This window comes from Gordonia otitidis (assembly GCF_020735545.1).
GTDB classification, from domain to species: domain Bacteria; phylum Actinomycetota; class Actinomycetes; order Mycobacteriales; family Mycobacteriaceae; genus Gordonia; species Gordonia otitidis.
On sequence record NZ_CP085974.1, the window covers coordinates 2,760,286 to 2,781,618 of the forward strand.

Below are 21,333 nucleotides of genomic sequence, written 5' to 3' on the forward strand. Positions count from 1 at the left end.
AGTAGTCCTGTTTCGTGATGGGAGAGGGAGTTTTTGGAACAATCAGACCGCGATGGCGGTGGTGAGGGACTCATAGGCGACGACATTGCGTCGACGCATGATGAGCGCCTGGACGATACCGAGGGCAACGGCCGCGACCACCAGGGCGAAGAAGAAGTCGGCCAATGATTGTGAGCCACCGATCAGTGTCGGGAAGTTCCAGATCACCGCGACGAGGATCGTGATCAATCCGACGAAGCCGAGCGCGGGAGCGATCACGGAACGCCATAGTCCTGCCTGAATGTCGTTGCGGCGGAAGTAGACCAGAACCGCGAGGCAGGTCAGCGCCATGAGGACCACGATGCCGAGCGTTGCGACACCGGAGAACCAGGCGAACACCTCGAGTTCGGGGTCGAGACCCAGCGCTGCGAACACCACGATGAGTAGTCCCGCAGTGATGCTCTGTACCAGCGAACTGACGTGCGGTGACAGATGATTCGGATGCACGGTGCCGAGTCTGGAGGGCATGGCGGTTGCCGACGCCATCGAGTGTTGGTAGCGCGAGATCACGTTGTGGAAACTCAGGATGCATGCGAACAGGCTGGTGACCAACAGGACATTGACGGTGGTTGACGCCCAGGTGCCCAGATAGGTCTGCGCCGTCGCCATGATCATCCCCGCGGGATCCTTCTCCGCGGCGGCTACCACGTTGTCCGGTCCCCACGCCATCACCAGCGCCCACGAGGAGAACGCGTAGAACACACCGATGAGCAGGACAGCCGCATAGGTTGCACGTGGAATGGTGCGGTCGGGGTCCTTGGCCTCGTTGCGGAAGATCGCGGTCGCCTCGAAACCGATGAAGCCCGCCACCGCGAACATGAGCCCGATGCCGGGTGCACCCGACATGACCGAGGAGGGCTCGAACGACGCCATCGACAGCCCTTGCGCGCCGCCCTTGACCATGATGGCGATGTTGAGGATCAGCACGATCCCGATCTCTGCGATCAGGAGCAGACCGAGCACCTTGGAACTCAACTCGATGTGACGGTAGCCCAGGATGCCGGTGAACGCGGCGATGACGAGTGCCCACACCCACCAGGCGATCGACGGTCCTCCGAGGTCGGAGACACCGGAGGAGATGAGAACGCCGATCAGGCCGTAGACCGCTGCCTGGATCATCGTGTACGTCAGCAACGCCAGGTGAGCTGTGCCCAGACCGAGTGGGCGCCCGAGGCCGTATCCGACATAGGTGAAGAAGGCTCCCGGCCGCGGGATGTAGCGGGCCATCGCACTCAACCCCACCGAGAAGAGAAGCAGGACGACGGCGGCGATGACGAACATCGAGGGAACGCCCGCGCCGTTGCCGAGCAGGAAGGCAATGGGAACACCGCCGCCGACGACGGTGAGCGGCGCGGCCGCCGCGACAACCATGAAGACGATGGCTCCCACACCGAGTGAGCCCTTCAGGGATCGGGAGGATGAGCCGGGGGAGGTGGCGGTGGCGGCGCCGGTATCGATAGATGCCATGTGATTCTCCGTGCGAGAGGGTGGGCGACGTCGTCGATGCGACGTCGTGCGAACTGGGGCGTCGATGCCCGTGCACCCATGGTGGGGCCGCTCCGTCGCGGCGTCGTTGCTCCGCAGTAACACCTTGCCGCCACCATCGTCGGACGATCGCCGACGCTCAGACCCATTGCGTGTCACGCTCGCAACACCGGGGAGTAACACCGCCGAAACACGGCCTGGTTAGCGTCCGCGCTATGTCGGGACCAGCCAGAGATCGCGTGCGTACGCGTCTTCGTCTCGGTGCCCGTACGCCACTGGTCGGGCTCGATCGGCGGAGTCTCGGTTTCACCGACGTCGTCGCACAATCCGTGGCCGTGATGGCACCGTGCGCAGCAGCCGCAACGATACCGATGCTTCTCGGCCAGGCGAATGCGCCGCTCGTGTGGTGCGTCGTGACGGCCACTGTGCTGTGTGCTCTGGTGGCATCGACGCTCGGCGTCTTCGCATCCCGCGTGGTCGCTCCCGGTGCGCTCTACACCTATGCGGCCAAGGGCCTCGGCCCCGCCGCGGGGGCGGCCACCGCCGCCGCGATGACGCTTGGTTACGGCTCGCTGGCGATGTTCACGCTGTCGCAGGCGGCGGTATACGGATTGCGGATCTTCGGGGTGACGTCGCCGTCGACGGTGACGACGAGCCTTGCAATCGCCGGGATCGCGGTCCTCATGGCTGTTCTCCTGATTCGTGGCATACGCGTGTCGGCTCGAGTGGGGTTGGTGATCGAAGCCGTCGCCGTCGCCGGATTGCTGGCACTGGTGGGCGTGCTGGTCGTGCGCAACTGGGACCACATGTCGCTGCGTGCAGCGGTCGCCGGGCCGACGGGGTGGTCGAATTACTTTGCGGGCGTTGCGGTCGCGACATGCGGGATCATCGGATTCGAGAGCGCGGCCACACTCTCGGTAGAGGCAAAGCGCCCCCTGCGGACGATCCCGAGGGCCATCAGCACCTCACTGCTCATCGGTTCGGTCGTCGTGTTGATCGCAACGCTCGCGCAGTCGGGTGGTGCGACCGTTCTCGACGGGATCTCAGCGCTCGGTGAGGGCGATATCAGCGGTCTCACCGCGACCGTCGGCGCCGCCTGGGTGGCCCCGTTGGTGAATGTCGGGGTGTGTGCGTCGTTTCTGGCGTGTGCGTTGGCGAGCACGACGGCTTTGACGCGCACGCTGCTGTCCCTGGCACGCGAAGGAGTTCTGCCTGCTCGGATCGGCTACACGCATCCACGATTCAAGACCCCTGTCGTCGGAGTCGTGGTGAGCTTGCTGGCGATGGTCGCGGTGATCGTCGTCGCGCTGGCATGCGGCGCCTCGGAGAGCGCGATGCGGGGCTCGATGGCGTCGGCACCGGCCATCGGTTTCATGGTCGCCTACATCCTCGTCTGCATCGCAGCGCCGGTTTTTGCGCACCGGACCGGTGAGCTGCAGAAGCGAACAGCGGTGGTCGCCTGCCTCGCGGCACTCGGGTTCGGCGGGATTCTGGTCGTGTTCGTGGCGACGAACATCAGCGGACAGTGGGCGCCCGGCATCATAGGTGCGCTTTCCTGGCTCGTCGTGGCAGCTGTCGGCTACCTGGCGCTCCGACGTCTCCGCCCGCCGGTGACCGCACGAATCGGCATCCACGAGACGCCCATGCGGTCAGAAGTCTTCAGTGGACACGTCGATTCCGACGCGATACTCAGCGGCGGTCCGCCACGATGAGTCCGGCTTTCGGCGGCGACTCGTCGTCGCGTTCGGTGATCAATGCGCTGCAGATTCTCGAGGAGGTCGCGACGATGGGGCCGGGGGTGACGGCCATCGAACTGTCCCGACACCTCGGATTGTCGAAATCCGCGACGTATCGGCTCGTCAATCTGCTCGCGCAGGAGGAATATCTCGTCCGGACACCGGATCTCGGTGGATTCGCGCTCGGCTCCAGAATCGACCGCATGATCGGCGCAGCGGCAGGTCCCGCGATGTCCGATCAATTGCGTGCGACGCTCGACGACGTCCGCGCCGGCTTGCGATTCGGGCTGCATCTCTTCGGATGTCATCGCGCGGGTACCGCGCGGGCACGGCTCAGCCTGATCGACATCGATCCGGACTATCCGTTGAGCGATCCAGGACGACTACTGCACGATCTGACCGCGTCCGCTGCAGGCAGGTTGATGGCCGCAGTCGGGTCAGGGCATCGTTCGGTGGTCCCGACACATGCGAGCCAGATCGGTTCGTTCATCCCGAATTTCGGTTGCGTGTCGGTTCCGGTGTGGGGAGTCGACACCTCGTTGGTCGCGACGCTGGCCATCGCCGCTCCCGCCAAACACATCGAGAACCCGGAGACTCTGGTGCGGTTGCTCGACGGCCCCGCCCGCCGCGTCGCAGAGATCATGGCCGCCTCGCCTGCCGGCGAGTGAGTCACCACCCGAACCCGCCCCCGACAGCGCTCCTATCCCTTTGGTGATACGGAGATGCCACTGACTGCGGTTACCTAGCTCACACTCTGGCTGATTCCATTGCTGCACAGGCAAATCAGTCAAGAGAACGAGTTCGAAGGAGACAGTGGTGGGTTACTTCAAGGATGCCGACGAGCTGGATCACTACATCGGTGGCGTGTTCCGCGATGCAGGCGAGCATCCCGAGTCGGGTCCCAAGCTCAAAGCAGCCAACATCGTGATGCGTGTGCTCTACAACGATCCCGACTGCGAGGTCACCATCGCCTTCCGCGATGACTACCAGGTGGTTTCGGGACCGTCCGACCTGAAGCCCGACATCACGCTGCTGATGCGTGGCGACACCGCGGACCAGTTCTGGCGCGGCGAGTACAACCTCGCGGTCGGACTGGCGAAGGGGCAGGTCAAGGCGAAGGGGCCGGTCAACAAGATCCTCAAGCTCGTACCGCTGACCAAGCCGCTCTTCCCGATGTACCGGGAGAAGGTCGCAGCGAAGGACGCGGAGGTGAAGGCGTGAGCACCATGAAGGCAGCGGTGCTGCGCGCTCCTCATGTGCTCGAGGTCGCCGACGTCCCGATCCCGTCGATCACTGAGCCGACCGATCTGCTGCTGAAGGTCGAGAAGACCGCGATCTGCGGCACAGACCTACACCCCTACGAGGGCAGGCTCGAACTCGAATCCGACATCATCCTCGGCCACGAGTTCCTGGGCACCGTCGTCGATGTCGGAAGTGCCGTCACACAGTTCTCGCCGGGGGACCGGGCGGTGTCGTCGTGTGTGGTCAGTTGTGGTGCCTGCTATCAGTGTCGTCGCCATCAGCCGGGCAACTGCGCAGGCAGCCGCATCTTCGGGTTGGGACTGGCTCTCGGCGACCTCGACGGTGGTCAAGCCGAGTACGTCGTCGTGCCGTCCGCGGACATCACTGCCCGCGCGATCCCGGAGGGCGATGGCATCGACGACGACGACATCCTGTTCGCCGGCGACATCATGACGACGGGTCACGAGGCCGTCGCACGGGCCATGCGGCCCGGCGACATCGTGGCCATCGTCGGGGCCGGCCCGGTCGGGCTCTGCGCTGCGATGTCGGCGGTTGCGCTGGGGGCCAGCAAGGTCATCGTCGTCGACAAGGTCGCCGCGCGCCTGAGCGAGGCGGAGAAGTTCGGGGCGATCGGGGTGAACTCCAGCGAGACCGACGGCACCGACGCGGTGCTCGATCTCTCCGACTGGCGTGGTGCGGATGTCGTCGTCGACGCCGTCGGGCACCCGTCGGCTCTGCTGGCCGCGATTCCCCTGCTGCGCGCGGGCGGCACCCTGTCGATCCCCGGTGTGTACACCGAGGACACCATCGACGGATTCCCGTTCTCCGAGCTCTATCTCAAGGGCATCAAGGTGGAGATGGGGGTCAGTCACATCACTGAGTACATGGACGAGGTCATCGGACTGATGACCGCGGGGAAACTGCACCCGAGCGCCATGATCTCTCATCGGATGGGGCTGTCCGAAGCCGCAGATGCATACAAGCTCTTCGAGGCCAGAGAGGCCATGAAGATCCTTCTCGATCCCGCCAGGTGAAACCATGACAAGTATTGACGTACAACACTATTCGATGCTCATCGGTGGTGAACGAGTCGACACCGACGACACCATGACGATCATCAATCCCGCCGACGAGTCGGTTGTCGCGACAGTCGCCAAGGGGACGGCCACCCACATCGACGCCGCTGTGGCCGCGGCGAAGAGTACGTTCGAGTCCGGTGCGTGGTCGGGTAAGACCCCGCAGGAGCGTGCGCAGATCATGCGCGCTATCGCTGCCGCGGCCAACGATCAGGTCGAGGAACTGGTGGAACTCGAGATGTCCGCCAACGGCGCAACTGTCCGCCAGGCCACCGGGTTCCACGTCGGGTATGCGCTGGCACACTTCAACTTCTTCGCCGACCTCGCCGACACCTATCAGTTCGTACGCCCCGCTCCCGTCGTGAGTTTCCCTGCACTCGCGCAAAGTGTGGTCCACCGTGAACCGTTGGGCGTAGTCGGTGCGATCGCGCCGTGGAACTTCCCGCTGTTGTTGACCCTGTGGAAGGTCGGGCCGGCGTTGGCCGCAGGGAACTCCGTGGTGGTCAAACCCGACGAGCACACGCCTCTGTCGATGTTGAAATTCGCTGAGATCGCAGAAGCCAATGGTCTTCCGAGGGGTGTTCTCAACGTCGTTCCCGGAGATGGTCGAGATGCAGGTGCTCGCCTGGCGAGTCATCCCGATGTCGCCAAGATCGCGTTCACCGGATCCACCCAGATCGGTCGAGAGATCATGAAGCTGGCGTCCGGGACGGTCAAGGAGGTCACGCTCGAACTGGGCGGCAAGGGCCCATCGATCGTTCTCGACGACGCGGACCTCGACATGGCGGTCGACGGTGTCCTCTACGGGTGCTTCACCTACTCGGGACAGATCTGCGAGTCGGGCACCCGGGCGATCGTGCCGCGAGAACTGCACGACGAGTTCGTTTCTCGTCTCATCGAGCGGGCCAGGACCATCGTGGTCGGCGCCCCGGACGACTGGGATACCGACATGGGTCCGGTCATCGACGCCAAACAGCAGGCTCGCATCCTGTCCTATATCGACGGGGCGAAGGCCGAAGGCGCAACCGTTGCCCTCGGCGGCGGTAAGCCTGACGGAATCGATCGTGGCTTCTACGTCGAACCGACGATTCTCGCCGATGTCGAGAACTCGATGACCGTTGCGCGTGAGGAGATCTTCGGACCGGTGCTGTCGGTGATCGCCTATGACACAGAGGACGAAGCAGTGGCCATCGCCAACGACAGCGAGTACGGCCTGGCCGCCAGCGTCTGGACCCGGGACAACGCGCGGGGACTCGCGGTCGCAGATGCTGTGCAGTGCGGCAGCGTGTGGATCAACGACGCCCACCAGATCAATGCGCAGGTGCCGTTCGGCGGTTACAAGCAGAGCGGTATCGGCCGCGAACTCGGGCCGGATGCACTCGACGAGTACACGCAGGCCAAGGCAGTCCACCTTGACCTATCCGGTGGACGAGACGCGAAACCATACGACATTCTGCTCAGCCACGCTGACGACTGAACGTCGTTTCGTGATGACGAACTAGATGAAAGATATCTCATGTCAACAACTTTCGACGATCGAGAACTGAGTTTCGATGACGACGACGGTGATCTGGTCCCGTCGAACGATGTGGCGGCCACGCGTGAGTTCCACCCGCTCAACGTGTCGTCGGACGCGTTCTGGGACCAAGACGCCCCAGAGCGCGAGAACACCTACAGGGTGCTGCGCGAGACCGCGCCGGTGACCTGGCAGGAGCCGATTCAGAGTGCGGTGGTGCCCGATCCTGATGATCCAGGCTTCTGGGCAGTTGTCAGACACGAACACATCGCCGAGGTGAGTAAGCGTAACGATGTCTTCGTCTCGGGCTACGGCGTGATGTTCGACCTGCTGCCGTCGATGTTGCTCGAGATGGCCATGTCGTTTCTCGCCATGGACAACCCGCAGCACGACAAGATCCGCAAGCTGGTCAGCGCGGCCTTCACCCCCAAGCAGATCAAGAAGATCGAATCCGATATCGCCGACCGTGCACGTCGAATCGTCGCCGCGGCTGCCGACAAGGACGAGATTGATTTCGTTGCCGACATCGCCCGCCACCTGCCGATCGAGATGTACGGCGACATGTTCGGTATACCGGCCGACAAGGTGCACGGTGTCGCCCATGCCGCCGACGACATCACCGCATGGGCCGACCCCGACCTGCTCGCCGGCCGAGACCCGATCGACGTGCAGAGCGAGGCAGGTCTGTTCATTCACGATCTCGCAGAAGAACTGATCGCCGAACGAAGAGAGAACCCGACCAACGACCTCCTGACCAATCTGGTGCAGGCAGAGGTCGACGGCGAGAGCCTCACCGACTTCGAGATCGGCGCCGTCATGACGTTGTTCTCCGTGGCAGCGACCGATACGACGCGGCACACCACGAGTTTTGCGGTGAAAGCGCTGACGGACTTCCCCGAGCAGCGTGCCTGGCTGTGGGAGGACTTCGAGGGGCGAATCAACACCGCGATCGAGGAGTTCCTGCGGTGGGGGTCGGTTGTCCTCACCTTCCGTCGGACCTGCGTCGCCGAGTACGAACTCGGCGGACAGACGATCCTGCCGGGCGACAAGGTCGTGATGATGTACGGCTCGGGCAACTGGGACACCGAAGTGTTCGAGAACCCGGACACCTTCGACCTCAGCCGTAGTCCCAACCCGCATGTCACGTTCGGCGGTGGCGGTGTCCACTACTGCGTCGGCAACCAGTTGGCGAAGTCGATGATGCGATCGCTGTTCCGTGAACTCCATCGGCAAATGCCGGATTTCGTTGCAGGCGAGCCGAAATTGATGCGCACCAACTTCATGCGTGGAGTGCTCAGCATGCCGTTCTATCCGCACGGGAGGAAGTGATGACGATGACCGCAACCTGTCGTATCAAGGTCGACATGGGGAAGTGCTCCGGGTTGGGGCTGTGCGAAGCCGAAGCACCCGACCACTTCGAGATCGGCGACGACGGTCAACTCACCGTGCTGTCATTCGATGTCTCCGAACGTGATCGGGCCGACGTCGAACAGGCTGTACGCGCGTGTCCGACACAGGCCATCACCATCGAGGAATGAGAACCGAGGACTGAGAACGTTGAGCACCGACCACCTGGTGGTGGTAGGAGCAGGACTCGCAGGCATTCGGGCCTGCGAGTCTGCTCGTCGAGAGGGGTTCACCGGCGCCCTGACGCTGGTGGGTTCCGAGACGCACCTGCCCTACGACCGCCCACCACTGTCCAAAGAACTACTCCTCGCCGACGACGAGCCGGCTCTGCCCGAACTGCGAGAGAACTCCTTTCTGCGCGAGGAGTTGGGCGTGGATGTGCGAACTGACTCTGCGGCAACAGGAGTCGACGTCGAGGCCCGTGTGCTCAACACCGCCGCGGGTGATCTGGGATACGACGCGATGGTGATCGCCGTCGGTGCGCACGCCCGTAGGCTACCGGGCACCGAACACATTCATGGGGTGCACACGGTACGTACGTTCGCTGACACGCAGTCGATCTGGCGGGCCCTGCGGGCTCGAGCGCGCGTCGTCGTTGTCGGCGCAGGCTTCATCGGCGCCGAAGTCGCTTCGGCTGCAAGAAAACTGGGATTGTCGGTGACCATTGTCGAAGCCGCGCCCGCGCCGTTGACCCGCTCGCTGGGTGTCGCCGGGGGTGCTCTGTGTGCAGATCTGCACGCGCGCAACGGAACCGAGCTCATACTCGGTGTCGGGGTGAGCGGGCTGCAGACGTCGGGCGGGGATGCTCCGGCAGTCACGGGCGTGGAGTTGGCCGACGGGCGTGTGCTCGATGCGGATCTGGTGGTCGTCGGAGTAGGAGCTGTTCCGTCAACACAGTGGCTCGCGGGTACCGGCGTCGCGCTCAACGGGGTCGACGGAGGTGTCGAGTGCTCGGAGACACTCGCGGTCCTCGACAACGCGGGGCAACCGATCCCGGGTCTGTGGGCCGCGGGCGACGTAGCGCATTGGCACAACGCTCTCTTCGATCGGCGGATGCGTCTGGAGCACTGGACGAGTGCCGCCGAACAGGGTGCGTGTGCCGCCCGAAACGCGATCGGCACGGAGGCCGGGGTCTACGAGACGGTGCCGTACTTCTGGTCGGACTGGTACGGCACGCGCTTGCAGTTCGTCGGTGTTCCCGATGCCGACGAGATTCTCGTCCAGGATCGCGCGGACAAGTCCGGTGGAACTGTCGTGCTCTATCGCGGCGGTGACACAGTGGCCGGCGTCCTCACCATCGGCAGGCCCGATCTGATCATGAAATATCGCAGACTGGTTGCCAAGCGGGCGCCCTGGGCGGACGGTGTGGCCTATGGCGCCGATCTCTGCCGGGCCTGATCGAATGTGTGGATCAGTCGTGACCGGGCTCGTTGAACCACATCGACGTGGCTTCGGATCTGTTGCCGGCCCGCAGCTTTCGCAGAACATGCTTGACGTGCTGCTTCACCGTCCCCTCGGAGATCACGAGCTCATGAGCGATGGCAGCGTTGGTGCGACCCTGGGCCATGAGCGCGAGCACCTCGGACTCCCGCGCGGTGAGACCGGCGTCGGCGACTCGCGTCGAGGGGCCGCGGCTGGTGGGCGTCCGCTGCGCCGCGGTGGGTGTACCGGCCGTCTCGACGGGTGGCTCGGACCGTCGGACGCAGAGCGTGTGCGCCCCGGACACGGTCGCGTCGACGGAGTCGGCGAGGCCGCTCAAACCCGACCTCAGCGCACCGATGTCCTCGCTCATCCGGGCCCGACTGAGTGCGAGGCGCAAGCTCTGGGCGAATCCGATGAGGAGTTGGCACTCCTCCTCGCCGACGTCTGTGCTGTGCCGGTACTTGTCGGCGTGGAGCAGACCCACGACTCGTCCCTCCGACACCACGGGTGCCGCGACGTACGAGCGCGAGCCCGACGCGTCGGCGATCGGACGGTTCACGCGCGTATCCGACTGGACATCGGTGACGAGAAGTCCCTCGCGGCGTCGAACGATCTCCGTCTCGAGGATCTGCGGTCCGAGGATCTGCGGGTTCTCCTGCCCGGCCCGGTTGATCTCCGAGGCCCATTCCGGGTCGTCGGCGACATAGACGCATTCCGATATCCACAGTCGCTCGTCGATGCGCGAGATGATCGCACGGTCGAAGCCGAGTTCGCAGATGAGCTGTGGGGCGAGCGTGACCAGCTCACCGGTGACACACGGTGCGGCCTCGAGTCTGGACACGACGTCGGCCAGTCGCGCCTCGACGCCGGTCTTGGCGTCGAGGCGGTCGGACAGCAGCTGGTCGATGCGTTGCAGCCGAGTGAGGGAGGCGGCAACGGTCGGACTCAGCTCACCCAACTCGACGGCAAGCGCGTCGGCGAGGTCTTGCCATGCGTGTTCGAGCAGGCTTCGGACGGGGACAAGTGTGGTGTCGTCGGCGTCCGATTGCTCTCTGAGAATGTCGATCACCGTGCGTGAATCGACCATCGGGCCGCTGTCAGAGGAGGTGGACGCCTTCGCTCGGACAATGTGGTGCACCCGCTAATAGTAACCATATGTGCCATGAGTCACATAAACGAACTATAAGGAGATGAATTCATGTATCCGGCAATCCATGCCGCGCTGCACCCGGACAAACCTGCGGTGATCGTCGCTGGCACCGATTCGGCGCTGTCCTACGCGGAGCTCGAACAACGGTCGACACAGCTGGCGAATGCCTTCAGCGATGCAGGTCTACGTGACGGCGACGTCGTCGCACTACTGAGCACAAATGCCGCCGAGGTGTTCGTCGTCTATTGGGCATGCCTGCGCTCCGGTCTCTACCTCACCCCCGTCAACACACACCTGTCGGCCCAGGAGGTCGCCTACATCGTCGACGACTGTGGTGCGCGTGCACTGGTGGTGTCCGCGGACATGGCGGAGGCTGCGATGAGTGCGCGGGAGACGAGCCGCGCGCTGCAGATCGCGCTGGCCTACTCGGGCGCGGTACCCGGCTTCGACGACTACGAGCAGTTCCTCTCCTCGGGCTCGGCGGAGCCGCCCGCGTATCAGCGACGCGGCAACGACATGCTCTACAGTTCGGGCACGACGGGCAGGCCCAAAGGTGTGAAGCCTCCGCTTCCCGACCGTCAGGTCGGCGATCCGGGCGATCCCTACGTGATGGTGTTCGGCGGGACCTACAAGATGGATGCCGACACCGTCTACTTCTCCCCGGCCCCGCTTTATCACGCCGCTCCGCTGCGGTTCGGAATGATCACACAGAGTCTCGGCGGCACGGTCATCACGACCGAGAGGTTCGACGCCGAGGAGTGCCTGAAGATCATCGATCGATACCGGGTGACCCATTCCCAGTGGGTGCCCACGCACTTCGTTCGAATGCTGCGACTTCCCGAGCAGGTTCGCAGCGCCTATGAGGTCGGTTCGCAGAAGTTCGTCGTGCACGCCGCTGCGCCGTGTCCACCAGAGGTCAAACAACAGATGATGGACTGGTTCGGTCCGATCCTGCATGAGTACTACTCGTCGACAGAAGCCAACGGCATCACCATGGTCAATCCCGAAGAGTGGTCGGCCAAACCGGGGACGGTCGGAACAGCCAAGCTCGGCACGATCCACATCTGTGACGACGACGGTGTCGAACTCGGTGTCGGCGAGTCGGGCACGGTCTATTTCGAGCGGGACGTGCTGCCGTTCAGCTATCACAACGACCCGGACAAGACGGCGTCGGCGCAACACCCGCAGCATCCGACATGGACGACGACCGGCGACATCGGCTATGTCGATGCCGACGGATACCTTTTCCTCAACGACCGCAAGGCGTTCACGATCATCTCCGGCGGCGTCAACATCTACCCGCAGGAGATCGAGAACTGCCTCGCGCTGCACCCCGACGTCGACGACGTCGCGGTGATCGGAGTGCCCGATCCCGAATTCGGTGAGCGGGTTCTCGCTGCGGTCACACCTGCGCCTGGGGTCACGGGTAGCGACGAGGTCGCCGACCGTCTGCGCGACTTCGTGCGGGAGCGGCTCGCCTGCTACAAGGTGCCGCGCGAGATCCGATTCGTGACCGATCTTCCGCGCACACCGACCGGAAAGCTGGTGAAGGGGCCACTGCGTCAGAGGTTCTCGGACGATCGAGCGGGGGTGTGAGGTGACCGGCGGAACACTGACCGATACCGGATCCGTGCGGGATCTCACCGGATACACGATGTTGATTTCGGGAGGAAGCCGGGGCATCGGCTTGGCTGTGGCCAGGCAGTTCGCGGCGGCCGGTGGCAATGTCGCCATGCTGGCGAAGACCGATCAGCCTCACCCGACGCTACCGGGCACGATCCACACCGCTGTTGCCGAAATCGAAGACCAGGGTGGAAAGGCCATAGGAATCGTCGGCGACGTTCGCAACGATGCCGACATCGCCGAAGCCGTCGAGAAGGCAGTGACGGCATTCGGCGGAATCGATGTCGTCGTCAACAACGCCAGCGTGCTGAATACCTCGGGCACCCTGGATCTTCCGATGAAGCGGTTCGATCTCATGATGGGTGTCAATGTGCGCGGCACCTTTGCGCTCACGCGGGCCGCTCTCCCGGAACTGCTCAGGCGCGGTGGTCACGTCGTCACGTTGGCGCCGCCGCTGAACCTGAGCAGGCGTTGGCTGGGTGAACACCCGGGATACATGCTGGCCAAGTACGGAATGTCATTGGCGGCGATGGGAATTGCCGCGGAGTTCGCCGACCGGAAGATCTCGAGCAATTGTGTCTGGCCGCAAAGTCTCATAGCGACGTCCGCGGTGCGGAATCTCTATGGCGGCGACGAGGCACTCGCGCGCGCCCGCGACCCGCAGATCATGGCCGACGCCGTGCTCGCGCTCGTCTCCCACGAGCCGGGTGAGATCACCGGCCAGACGTTCCTCGACGTCGAGGTCCTCGAACAGCACGGTATCCGGGATCTCTCCGGCTACGGCGCATCGGAAGGTATCGGCTTCGACATCTTCGTCGACCCCGATCATGCCGACCCAGATCATGCCGGCGGCGACCGACCCGACCGTGCCGACTCGGGAACTCGGGTATCCGCATGACGACAACACCGGAGGACGTGAAGATGACTTCGTCGCTCGAAGATCTGCCACGCGTGGCAGATCGCTTGTCCGACGACTTGCTGCTCCCACCAGAAACCGTGAAGGTCCGCGCCCGGGCGCGGGAGTTCGCCACCTCGGTGTTGGCGCCGCGCGCGGCGGAGCTCAACAACGCGGAGGAATCGCGAGCGGCGTTCCCGCGTGACATCGTCGACGCGATCGCTGCGGCGGGCCTGTATGCGGTGCCGTTCGCGGAGGACGTCGGGGGTGTGGGACTCGAGTTCCCGATGCTCGCTGCCGCAACGGTTCTCGAGGAACTCGGGTACTACAGCGCTGGCATCGCTTCGGCGCTCTACGACGGCCAGGCGTTACTGGTCGGTCACACTCTCGACGCAGCGCCCGCAGCGATTCGCCAGGAATTCCTGCCGCGCCTCATCCGAGGGGAGATCGTCGGTTCGTTCGCGACGAGCGAGCCCGATGCGAGTACCGACCTGTCGGCCGATCACATGCGAACGACGGCACGACGCGTCGACGGCGGGTTCCGGCTCTCCGGGCGTAAACGCTGGATCACCAATTCCTGTGCGGCCGATGTCACGACGGTTCTGTGCGTGGCCGAAGGGCAACAGGCGATGGTGCTCGTCGACATGTCCGCGCACGGAGTCACGGTTCTCGAGCCCGACAAGAAGATGGGCAACAGACTTCAACTCACCTCTGACATCGTCTTCGACGACGTGTTCGTGCCGGAGGAGCACGTGATCGCGCAGCCGGGTCGTGGATTGGCTGCGGCGTTGGGCAGTCTCGCACTTGGGCGCATCGGTATCGGTGCGGTCGGAGTCGGTATGGCGCAGAGTGCGTTCGACCACGCCGCGCGGCACTTACGTCGCCGAGAGGCCTTCGGGCACAAGCTGGGTGAGTTCCAGCACTGGCAGTTTCGTACCGCAGAACATGCCATCGGGATCGAATCGGCGCGCTCGCTCTATCAGAAGGCCGCGCGCAAGTTCGACACAACTGGCCGGGCCGAACCGGAGGCCGCGATGGCGAAGGTTGCGGGAAGCCGGATCGGTGTGGACGTCGCACGAGACGCGATTCAGGTGCACGGGGGGTACGGATTCGTCCGTGAGCTCACCGCGGACGGCGTCGTCAATCACCTGGAGGCGATCTGGCGCGACGCGAAGATCGGCGAGATCTACGAGGGCGCCAACGAGGTGCAACTGTGGTCCATCGCCCGCGTGGCATTGGGACGCGACATCACCGCGTGATTCGTGAGCCGGTCACCGAGACTGGTCAGCGCGTCGACCTCGCGACGACGTCCCGGTAGGTGGCGTAGACCTCCGGTCGAGTGTGACCGGACAGTTCCTCGACGTCGACGGGCCACGACGGGCGACGCCCCGTCAGTGCCCACGCTGCCTGACGCGCGGCACCGAGCGCCACCCACTCGCCGTCGGCGGGAAGGCTCACGGCGCCGCCGAAAACCGTTGGTGCGACGGCACGTACCGCAGTCGACTTGGTGCCGCCACCGACCATGAGTATCCGTTCGACGTCGACACCCTGCTCCTCGATCTGTTCACGGCACCACACCAACGAACAGAGCAGTCCTTCGACGGCCGCTCGCGCGACCGACGACGGTGTGAAGTTCGCGGTGGTGATACCGCACAGGGTGCCGGTCGCGTCGGGCAGATTGGGTGATCGTTCCCCGGCGAGGTAGGGAATCAGCGTCAGCCCGTTCGATCCTGCCGGCGTCGACATAGCCAGACGTGCGAACTCGTCGAGATCGACGTCGAGCATGGTCGCGGTGGCGCTGAGAACCGGTGCACCGTTGAGGGTGCACACCAGCGGGAGTTGACGGCCGGTGGCGTCGGCGAAGCCCGCGACGATACCGCTCGGATCGCACGGTGCGACGTCCGTGACGGCGCTGACGACACCAGAGGTGCCGAGTGAGACGATCGCGTCACCCGGACCCGCCTGCAGGCCGAAGGCGGCTGCAGCATTGTCGCCCAGACCGGCGCCGAGTGCCACACCGCCCGGCGTCCGTGCGGCAACGCCCGACGGTTCTATGACTTCTGGGAGTAATGGGGTTCGGCCGCGCAAGGCGAGACCGAGGAGGTCGGGGCGGTATTCGTCGCGAGCGGCACTGAAGTAGCCGGTCCCCGACGCGTCGCTGCGATCGGTGGTCAGCGTCGAGATATCGGTCGATTCGGATAGGCGCCACGTCAGCCAGTCGTGTGGAAGGCATACCACAGCGGTCGCGTCGGCGTTGTGCGGTTCGTTGTCGGCGAGCCACCGCAGCTTGGCGGCCGTGATCGATGCGACGGGCACGACTCCGACGGTCTCCGCCCATTTCTGTGGTCCGCCGAGGTCGTCGATGAGGTCCGCGGCAGCTGATGCCGAACGGGTGTCGTTCCACAACAACGCATCTCGTACCACTGTGCCGGACTCGTCGAGACAGATCATCCCGTGCTGCTGGCCCGCCACGGATACAGCGTCGACGTCGTCGAGTCCGCCGACCGCGGAGATCGCGGTACGCAGGGCATCCCACCAGCGGTCGGGGTGCACCTCGGTGCCCGCCGGGTGTGGCGCACCGGCGGATCTGACGACCTCCCCCGAGTCGGCATCGCAGATCACCAGCTTGCAGGATTGTGTCGACGAGTCGACTCCGGCCACGAGAGTCATGACAGCAGTTCCCGCAACGTGTCCCTGGAGCCTTTGGATCGTAGCGATTCCAGTGCCCGGGTATACGGTTCGGTGAAACCGGCACGGTCGGCGAGATCGCCGAACAGCGACCGGTCGGAGACGAAGGCGAGAGGTTCGGTCCGCGACTTCCGGGCGAGCGGAACGAGTTCGGCTGCCTTCGGGTCGTCGACGGTGATCGGATCCCCGTTCTCGTCGACACCTTCGGCGTAGCGGGTCCAGCTCGCGACCACGGCCGCGGCGAGGTCTGCTCGCCCGCCCGCGTCGAGACGCTCGCGGATCACCGGTACCAGCCACTTGGGAATGCGATCAGACGAGTCCTGGCACAGTCGCGCGATGGTGTCGGCGATCGCGGGATTGCCGAATCGTTCGAGAAGTGTCTCGATGTAGGCGTCGACGTCCACACCGGGGAGGGGAGCCAGTGTAGGCTTCGCCTCGGTCATCATGTAGCGGCGCAACAGCTCTCGCAGATCAGGGTCGGCGGCGGCGTCGTGGACGAAGCGATATCCCAAGAGATATGCGAAGTAGCACAGCGCCTGATGGCTGGCGTTGAGAAGACGGAGCTTCATGAGTTCGTACGGGGTGACGTCGTCGACCAGCTGGACCCCGACCCTCTCGAGCGGCGGTCGACCATCGGCGAACGAGTCCTCGAGCACCCACTGGGTAAACGGTTCGGCCACGACCGGCCAGTTGTCGATGATGCCGGTACGCGCTTCGACCTCCGCGGCGAGACCCGGTGGTGTGACAGGCGTGATCCTGTCGACCATCGAGTTCGGGAATGCCGTGTGTGCATCGATCCACTCCGCGAGATCAAGATCGCGGAGGCGTGCGTAGGCGAGGAACGTGGAGCGGGCGACATGTCCGTTACCCGCGATGTTGTCGCACGACATCACCGTGAACGACGGAATGCCCTGTGCGCGTCGTCGCGCCAACCCCTCGGTGACCAATCCGAAGACGGTCGCCGGTGGCCGATCTCCACGGAGATCGGCGACGATGTCCGGATTCTCGGCGTCGAACTCACCCGTTGCGGGGGAGAAGTTGTAGCCGCCCTCGGTGATGGTGAGGGACACGATGTGGGTGTCAGGATCGGCCAATCGGGTGAGAACCGCCTCCGGATCGTCCGGCGCATACAGGTACTCGAGGATGGACCCGATCACCGACGTGTCCACGGCGCCGTCGGGACTCTTCAGCGTGAGCGTGTAGAGACAGTCCTGCGGTACGAGCGCATCGCGCATCGCGCGGTCCGCGGGCCGGATGCCGACTCCGCAGATGCCCCACGACAGCGAATCATGCTCGGCAAGGACACGATCGATGTACATGGCCTGATGCGCGCGGTGGAACCCACCGACCCCGAAATGGACGAATCCCACACCCGCCTGCGTGCGGTCGTAGTCCGGCGTCGGGGTTCTGGTGATGGAGGGAAGTGCGTTGTTGTCGAGCCGGATGCTCACGGGTGCGCCTTTCGAGTGTCGGGACGGGGATCGCTGTATCGCGACAGGGCCGGGTAGACAACGGCTTTGATGTGGCCGACACGGCGATCGGCGTCGAGTGCCGCCGCGATCTCCTCGAGACCGAATCGGGCCGTCACCATCGAGTCGAGATCGACGGCTCCGGCGCTCACCAGTCGGGTGGCCGTCGCCCACGTGTTCGCATAGCGGAACACGCCGGTCAAGATGATCTCGCGGTTCTGGATCAACGATACGGGCAGGTCCATCGTGTCGGCGCCCATACCGACGAGCACAGCGCGTCCGCCGGGACGCAGCGACCCGATTCCTGCCGCTACCGCGGCGGGTGCGCCACTGGCGTCGACGAACGCGTCGACGCTCCCGATCTCCTCGCCGGGGGTCACCGCCGACGTCGCCCCGAATCGGAGCGCGAGACTGCGTCGGGTCTCGTCGGGCTCGCTGGCGACGATGCGTGTGACACCGGCAGCACGCGCGACCTGCGCGCACATCAGACCGATCGGGCCGGCGCCGCTGATCAACAACGAGTCACCAAGTCCGACCGTGGCTTTCGCAATCGATGCGATCCCCACTGACAACGGCTCGAACAGTGCCGCGGCCTCATCGCTCACGTCCTCGGGTACGGGGTGAGCGAATGCGGCCCCGATGGTCACGTACTCGGTGAACGCTCCGTCGACCGGCGGTGTGCCATAGAACCGCATGCGGGGGCACAGGTTGTACTCGCCGCGCATGGTTTCCGCACTCGTGGGGTCGGGCCGCTGGGGTTCGATCGACACGCGCTCGCCGATGCGCGATCGATCGACACCGTCTCCCACGTCGACGATCACCCCGGCCGCCTCGTGTCCGAGGACCAGCGGTTCGCGTACGACGTGCTCGCCGATGCGCCCGTGCCGTAGGTAGTGCGTGTCGGATCCGCAGATGCCCACGGCGCTGACCTTCACCAGGACGTCACCGGGTGCAGGTCGGGGTGCGGATCTGGACTCGACGGACAGGTGGCGATCGGGCCAGAGCACCGACGCCCTCATGATTCCGAGTCTCTCGTCACTCGCCTCTGCGGATGTTGCATGGGTCACATCGAGGATGTTAGCGTATTGAGCACATTCACCGCCAGTGAGCAGATGCTCACACCGGACATCAAGGGCGATGCTCATGGCCACACGCAAGAAGACGGCACCGACCGCGCAGACCGAACACCGACATTCCGACACCGCGCAGGCGTCGCGTGCGCCGTCGCGCCCGACCACCGACAGCGGATCGGATCTGAGATTGCTGGTCAGAGCCGCGACGATGTACCACCTGGAGGGATTGACGCAGGCTGAGATCGCAGCACGTCTGGGTGTATCGCGTCCCACTGCGGGTCGGCTCGTGGCCCGGGCCAGGGCGCAGGGTCTGGTGCAGGTGACGGTGTCCGCGCCCCCACACCTGTCGGCATCGATCCACACCGACCTCGAGCGACGCGTCGAGCAGGCTTTCGGACTCGATGAGGTGTTGGTGATCGATGAGGTCGCGGACGGGACGACATCGGGCAATGCTGCCCTCGGGCGTGCCGGGGCATCGGTCGTCTCCCGACGTATCCAACCCACCGATACCTTCGGATTCACCTGGGGGCCGGAACAGGTAGCCGTCGCCGACGCGATGGGCGCCTCGTCGTCGTGCCAGCGGGTCGTGCAGATGGACGGTTCGATGACCTCTGTCGACTACCACACCGGCGTCGACCACGCGCTCGCCAGATTCTCCGAGAGGCTGCACGCCCAGCCGTTGCGGTTGGTCGCCCCGCTCTACGTCGACGCCGAGACGGTGACAGCACTCAACCGCGATTCGATACTCTCCCAGGCGCTTTCCGCCGCACGGGGCGCCCATGTCATGCTCTTCGGGGTCGGCTCGGTCTCCACGTCGACCACTTTGTTCGAGGGTGCCTACATCGACGCCATCGTCCTGGACGAACTGATCGAACTGGGGGCTGTCGGGGAAATCGGCGGACGTTTCTACGACGCAGCGGGTCAACCGGTGTCGTCGAGCCTTGTCGAGCGCACGGTGTCGGTTCCACTCGACGCCGTGCGGGCATGCCCCACCTCGATTCTCGTTTCCGGCGGAGTTCATCGGCAGGAATCCATCCTCGGCGCCCTGCGCGGCGGCTTCGCCACCATTCTGGTGACCGATACCGGCACCGCGGAATGGCTTGTCATGCAAGAGAAAGGCCAACAGTGAGATCACTGGGAATCCAACGTCGACGCACATCGCGGCGGCACGGCAGGTACGCACTCGCGGCGGTGTGCGCGGCGGCGTCACTGACCTTCGCCACCGCCTGCTCCGGGGCGGGATCGTTGGGCGGGGGTAGCCGTGAGGTCACCGTCGCCATGGTGTCGAACTCGCAGATGCAGGACGCGGTCAAACTCTCCGACCAGTTCGAACAACAGAATCCGGGAGTGCACGTGAAGTTCGTGACGCTCTCGGAAAACGAAGCCCGTGCCAAGATCACCGCGTCGGTGTCGACTGGCGGCGGCGAGTTCGACGTCGTGATGATCAGCAACTATGAGACCCCGATGTGGGGCAGGTACGGCTGGCTGGTCAACCTGACTCCGTACATGAATGCCGATTCATCCTATGACGCCGATGATTTCATCCCCTCACTCAAATCGGCGCTGTCCTACAAGGGTCAGATGTACTCGGCTCCGTTCTACGGCGAGTCCTCGTTCCTCATGTACAACAAGAAGTTGTTCGCACAGGCGGGTGTGAGCCTACCCGCCACCCCGACCTGGCCGCAGGTCGCCGACGCGGCGCGCAAGCTCACCAACGACAAGACCGCCGGCATCTGTTTGCGCGGCAAGCCCGGTTGGGGCGAAGTGCTCGCCCCGCTCAACACAGTCATCAACGCATATGGCGGTCGCTGGTTCGACGAGGACTGGAACGCTCAGTTGACCAGCCCGGAAGTCGAGGCTGCGGTGCAGATGTATGTCGACACCGTTCGACGATCCGGCGAGGCCGGTGCGTCGTCGTCCGGCTTCCAGGAATGCGGAAACCTGATGTCGCAGGGCCAGGTTGCCATGTGGTACGACGCGACGTCGGCGGTGTCGGTGCTGGAGAGTCCGGACGACTCGACCATCGCCGGCGACGTCGGCTACCTGCCCGCGCCGACGATGGCCAAGAAGGACAACGGGTGGCTCTACACCTGGTCGCTCGGTATTCCGTCGAGTAGCGACAACAAGGACGACGCGTGGAAGTTCATCGACTGGATGACCAACAAGCGCTACATCCAGCACGTCGCCACGACACTCGGCGCGACGCATGTCCCGCCGGGCAGCAGATTGTCGACGTACCAGTTGCCCGCCTACCAGAAGATCTCGCAGCCGTTCGCCGAGCAGACGTTGTCGGCGATGCAGACGGCGGATCAGCTCAAGCCGACACTGAAGCCGGTGCCGTACACGGGAATTCAGTTCCTTGCGATTCCCGAGTTCCAGGATCTCGGAACCCGTGTCAGCCAGCAGATCTCGGCTGCGATCGCCGGTCAGATCAGTGTCCACGATGCACTCGAGCAGGCGCAGAAATACGCCCAGGACGTGGGCAAGTCATACCAGAGGGAGAAGTAGATCA

Annotated in this window: 18 protein-coding genes; 13 read left to right on the forward strand and 5 right to left on the reverse strand. The window is 64.6% G+C overall.

Annotation, left to right across the window (positions count from 1 at the left end):
* Positions 1 to 42: 42 nt before the first annotated feature.
* Positions 43 to 1,506, reverse strand: coding sequence for an APC family permease (locus LK459_RS12665; protein WP_227918634.1), 1,464 nt, complete (start codon positions 1,504 to 1,506; stop codon positions 43 to 45).
* A gap of 233 nt (positions 1,507 to 1,739) precedes the next feature.
* Here LK459_RS12665 and LK459_RS12670 point away from each other — a divergent pair, with 233 nt between their 5' ends.
* The 8 genes from LK459_RS12670 (at position 1,740) to LK459_RS12705 (ending at position 9,899) form a co-directional block, all read left to right on the forward strand.
* The gene (locus tag LK459_RS12670) at positions 1,740 to 3,236 is read left to right on the forward strand and encodes an APC family permease (RefSeq protein WP_227918636.1); all 1,497 of its coding nucleotides are present in this window, start codon (positions 1,740 to 1,742) and stop codon (positions 3,234 to 3,236) included.
* Positions 3,233 to 3,928, forward strand: a complete 696-nt coding sequence (locus LK459_RS12675; protein WP_227918638.1) for a helix-turn-helix domain-containing protein — start codon at positions 3,233 to 3,235, stop codon at positions 3,926 to 3,928. Before LK459_RS12670 ends, LK459_RS12675 begins: the two co-directional genes overlap by 4 nt.
* A 148-nt stretch (positions 3,929 to 4,076) precedes the next feature.
* Complete coding sequence (locus LK459_RS12680; protein ID WP_039994131.1) at positions 4,077 to 4,481, forward strand: SCP2 sterol-binding domain-containing protein; 405 nt, start codon at positions 4,077 to 4,079, stop codon at positions 4,479 to 4,481.
* Between the two features lie 5 nt (positions 4,482 to 4,486).
* On the forward strand, positions 4,487 to 5,536 hold the full coding sequence (locus tag LK459_RS12685; RefSeq protein ID WP_227923722.1) for an alcohol dehydrogenase catalytic domain-containing protein: 1,050 nt from the start codon (positions 4,487 to 4,489) through the stop codon (positions 5,534 to 5,536).
* 4 nt (positions 5,537 to 5,540) lie between these two features.
* On the forward strand, positions 5,541 to 7,055 hold the full coding sequence (locus LK459_RS12690) for an aldehyde dehydrogenase family protein (RefSeq protein ID WP_227918640.1): 1,515 nt from the start codon (positions 5,541 to 5,543) through the stop codon (positions 7,053 to 7,055).
* A gap of 39 nt (positions 7,056 to 7,094) precedes the next feature.
* Positions 7,095 to 8,423, forward strand: coding sequence for a cytochrome P450 (locus LK459_RS12695; RefSeq protein WP_227918642.1), 1,329 nt, complete (start codon positions 7,095 to 7,097; stop codon positions 8,421 to 8,423).
* Positions 8,423 to 8,632, forward strand: a complete 210-nt coding sequence (locus LK459_RS12700; RefSeq protein ID WP_227918644.1) for a ferredoxin — start codon at positions 8,423 to 8,425, stop codon at positions 8,630 to 8,632. Before LK459_RS12695 ends, LK459_RS12700 begins: the two co-directional genes overlap by 1 nt.
* Before the next feature lie 19 nt (positions 8,633 to 8,651).
* Complete coding sequence (locus LK459_RS12705) at positions 8,652 to 9,899, forward strand: NAD(P)/FAD-dependent oxidoreductase (protein WP_227918646.1); 1,248 nt, start codon at positions 8,652 to 8,654, stop codon at positions 9,897 to 9,899.
* Positions 9,900 to 9,912: 13 nt separating this feature from the next.
* On the opposite strand, the gene LK459_RS12710 is transcribed toward LK459_RS12705, so the two are convergent.
* Positions 9,913 to 11,061 carry a LuxR C-terminal-related transcriptional regulator gene (locus LK459_RS12710; protein WP_227918647.1) on the reverse strand — a complete coding sequence of 383 codons (1,149 nt, stop codon included), beginning with the start codon at positions 11,059 to 11,061 and terminating at the stop codon, positions 9,913 to 9,915.
* A 60-nt stretch (positions 11,062 to 11,121) separates the two neighbouring features.
* Between LK459_RS12710 and LK459_RS12715 the strand changes: the two genes are divergently transcribed.
* From LK459_RS12715 to LK459_RS12725, 3 genes are read left to right on the forward strand one after another with little or no spacing between them, the layout of a single operon-like run.
* A complete protein-coding gene (locus tag LK459_RS12715) occupies positions 11,122 to 12,669 on the forward strand; it encodes an acyl-CoA synthetase (protein ID WP_227918649.1) in 1,548 nt (515 codons plus the stop codon).
* 58 nt (positions 12,670 to 12,727) lie between these two features.
* Positions 12,728 to 13,594: an SDR family oxidoreductase gene (locus LK459_RS12720; RefSeq protein ID WP_265416875.1), complete on the forward strand. Its 867-nt coding sequence runs from the start codon at positions 12,728 to 12,730 to the stop codon at positions 13,592 to 13,594.
* Between the two features lie 23 nt (positions 13,595 to 13,617).
* A complete protein-coding gene (locus tag LK459_RS12725; protein ID WP_227918652.1) occupies positions 13,618 to 14,850 on the forward strand; it encodes an acyl-CoA dehydrogenase family protein in 1,233 nt (410 codons plus the stop codon).
* A gap of 25 nt (positions 14,851 to 14,875) precedes the next feature.
* On the opposite strand, the gene LK459_RS12730 is transcribed toward LK459_RS12725, so the two are convergent.
* The 3 genes from LK459_RS12730 to LK459_RS12740 are packed head-to-tail and all read right to left on the reverse strand — an operon-like array spanning position 14,876 to position 18,767.
* Positions 14,876 to 16,261 (reverse strand): xylulokinase, encoded by a 1,386-nt coding sequence (locus LK459_RS12730; RefSeq protein ID WP_227918654.1) that lies wholly within the window; start codon positions 16,259 to 16,261, stop codon positions 14,876 to 14,878.
* The gene (locus LK459_RS12735) at positions 16,258 to 17,730 is read right to left on the reverse strand and encodes a mannitol dehydrogenase family protein (protein WP_227918656.1); all 1,473 of its coding nucleotides are present in this window, start codon (positions 17,728 to 17,730) and stop codon (positions 16,258 to 16,260) included. The genes LK459_RS12730 and LK459_RS12735 overlap by 4 nt, the downstream gene beginning before the upstream one ends.
* Positions 17,727 to 18,767 (reverse strand): NAD(P)-dependent alcohol dehydrogenase, encoded by a 1,041-nt coding sequence (locus LK459_RS12740; RefSeq protein ID WP_227923724.1) that lies wholly within the window; start codon positions 18,765 to 18,767, stop codon positions 17,727 to 17,729. The genes LK459_RS12735 and LK459_RS12740 overlap by 4 nt, the downstream gene beginning before the upstream one ends.
* Positions 18,768 to 18,891: 124 nt before the next feature.
* Here LK459_RS12740 and LK459_RS12745 point away from each other — a divergent pair, with 124 nt between their 5' ends.
* Both LK459_RS12745 and LK459_RS12750 read left to right on the forward strand, forming a co-directional pair.
* Positions 18,892 to 19,950, forward strand: a complete 1,059-nt coding sequence (locus LK459_RS12745) for a sugar-binding transcriptional regulator (RefSeq protein ID WP_227918657.1) — start codon at positions 18,892 to 18,894, stop codon at positions 19,948 to 19,950.
* The gene (locus LK459_RS12750; protein ID WP_456071399.1) at positions 19,947 to 21,329 is read left to right on the forward strand and encodes an ABC transporter substrate-binding protein; all 1,383 of its coding nucleotides are present in this window, start codon (positions 19,947 to 19,949) and stop codon (positions 21,327 to 21,329) included. Before LK459_RS12745 ends, LK459_RS12750 begins: the two co-directional genes overlap by 4 nt.
* The last annotated feature ends 4 nt before the right edge of the window (positions 21,330 to 21,333 follow it).

What these genes read in the sequence shown, in the direction of transcription:
- LK459_RS12665 (WP_227918634.1), bottom strand. Translation starts at nt 1,506, where the DNA reads ATGGCATCTATCGATACCGGCGCCGCCACCGCCACCTCCCCCGGCTCA.
- LK459_RS12670 (WP_227918636.1), top strand. Translation starts at nt 1,740, where the DNA reads ATGTCGGGACCAGCCAGAGATCGCGTGCGTACGCGTCTTCGTCTCGGT.
- LK459_RS12675 (WP_227918638.1), top strand. Translation starts at nt 3,233, where the DNA reads ATGAGTCCGGCTTTCGGCGGCGACTCGTCGTCGCGTTCGGTGATCAAT.
- LK459_RS12685 (WP_227923722.1), top strand. Translation starts at nt 4,487, where the DNA reads ATGAAGGCAGCGGTGCTGCGCGCTCCTCATGTGCTCGAGGTCGCCGAC.
- LK459_RS12690 (WP_227918640.1), top strand. Translation starts at nt 5,541, where the DNA reads ATGACAAGTATTGACGTACAACACTATTCGATGCTCATCGGTGGTGAA.
- LK459_RS12695 (WP_227918642.1), top strand. Translation starts at nt 7,095, where the DNA reads ATGTCAACAACTTTCGACGATCGAGAACTGAGTTTCGATGACGACGAC.
- LK459_RS12700 (WP_227918644.1), top strand. Translation starts at nt 8,423, where the DNA reads ATGACGATGACCGCAACCTGTCGTATCAAGGTCGACATGGGGAAGTGC.
- LK459_RS12715 (WP_227918649.1), top strand. Translation starts at nt 11,122, where the DNA reads ATGTATCCGGCAATCCATGCCGCGCTGCACCCGGACAAACCTGCGGTG.
- LK459_RS12720 (WP_265416875.1), top strand. Translation starts at nt 12,728, where the DNA reads ATGTTGATTTCGGGAGGAAGCCGGGGCATCGGCTTGGCTGTGGCCAGG.
- LK459_RS12725 (WP_227918652.1), top strand. Translation starts at nt 13,618, where the DNA reads ATGACTTCGTCGCTCGAAGATCTGCCACGCGTGGCAGATCGCTTGTCC.
- LK459_RS12730 (WP_227918654.1), bottom strand. Translation starts at nt 16,261, where the DNA reads ATGACTCTCGTGGCCGGAGTCGACTCGTCGACACAATCCTGCAAGCTG.
- LK459_RS12740 (WP_227923724.1), bottom strand. Translation starts at nt 18,767, where the DNA reads ATGAGGGCGTCGGTGCTCTGGCCCGATCGCCACCTGTCCGTCGAGTCC.
- LK459_RS12745 (WP_227918657.1), top strand. Translation starts at nt 18,892, where the DNA reads ATGGCCACACGCAAGAAGACGGCACCGACCGCGCAGACCGAACACCGA.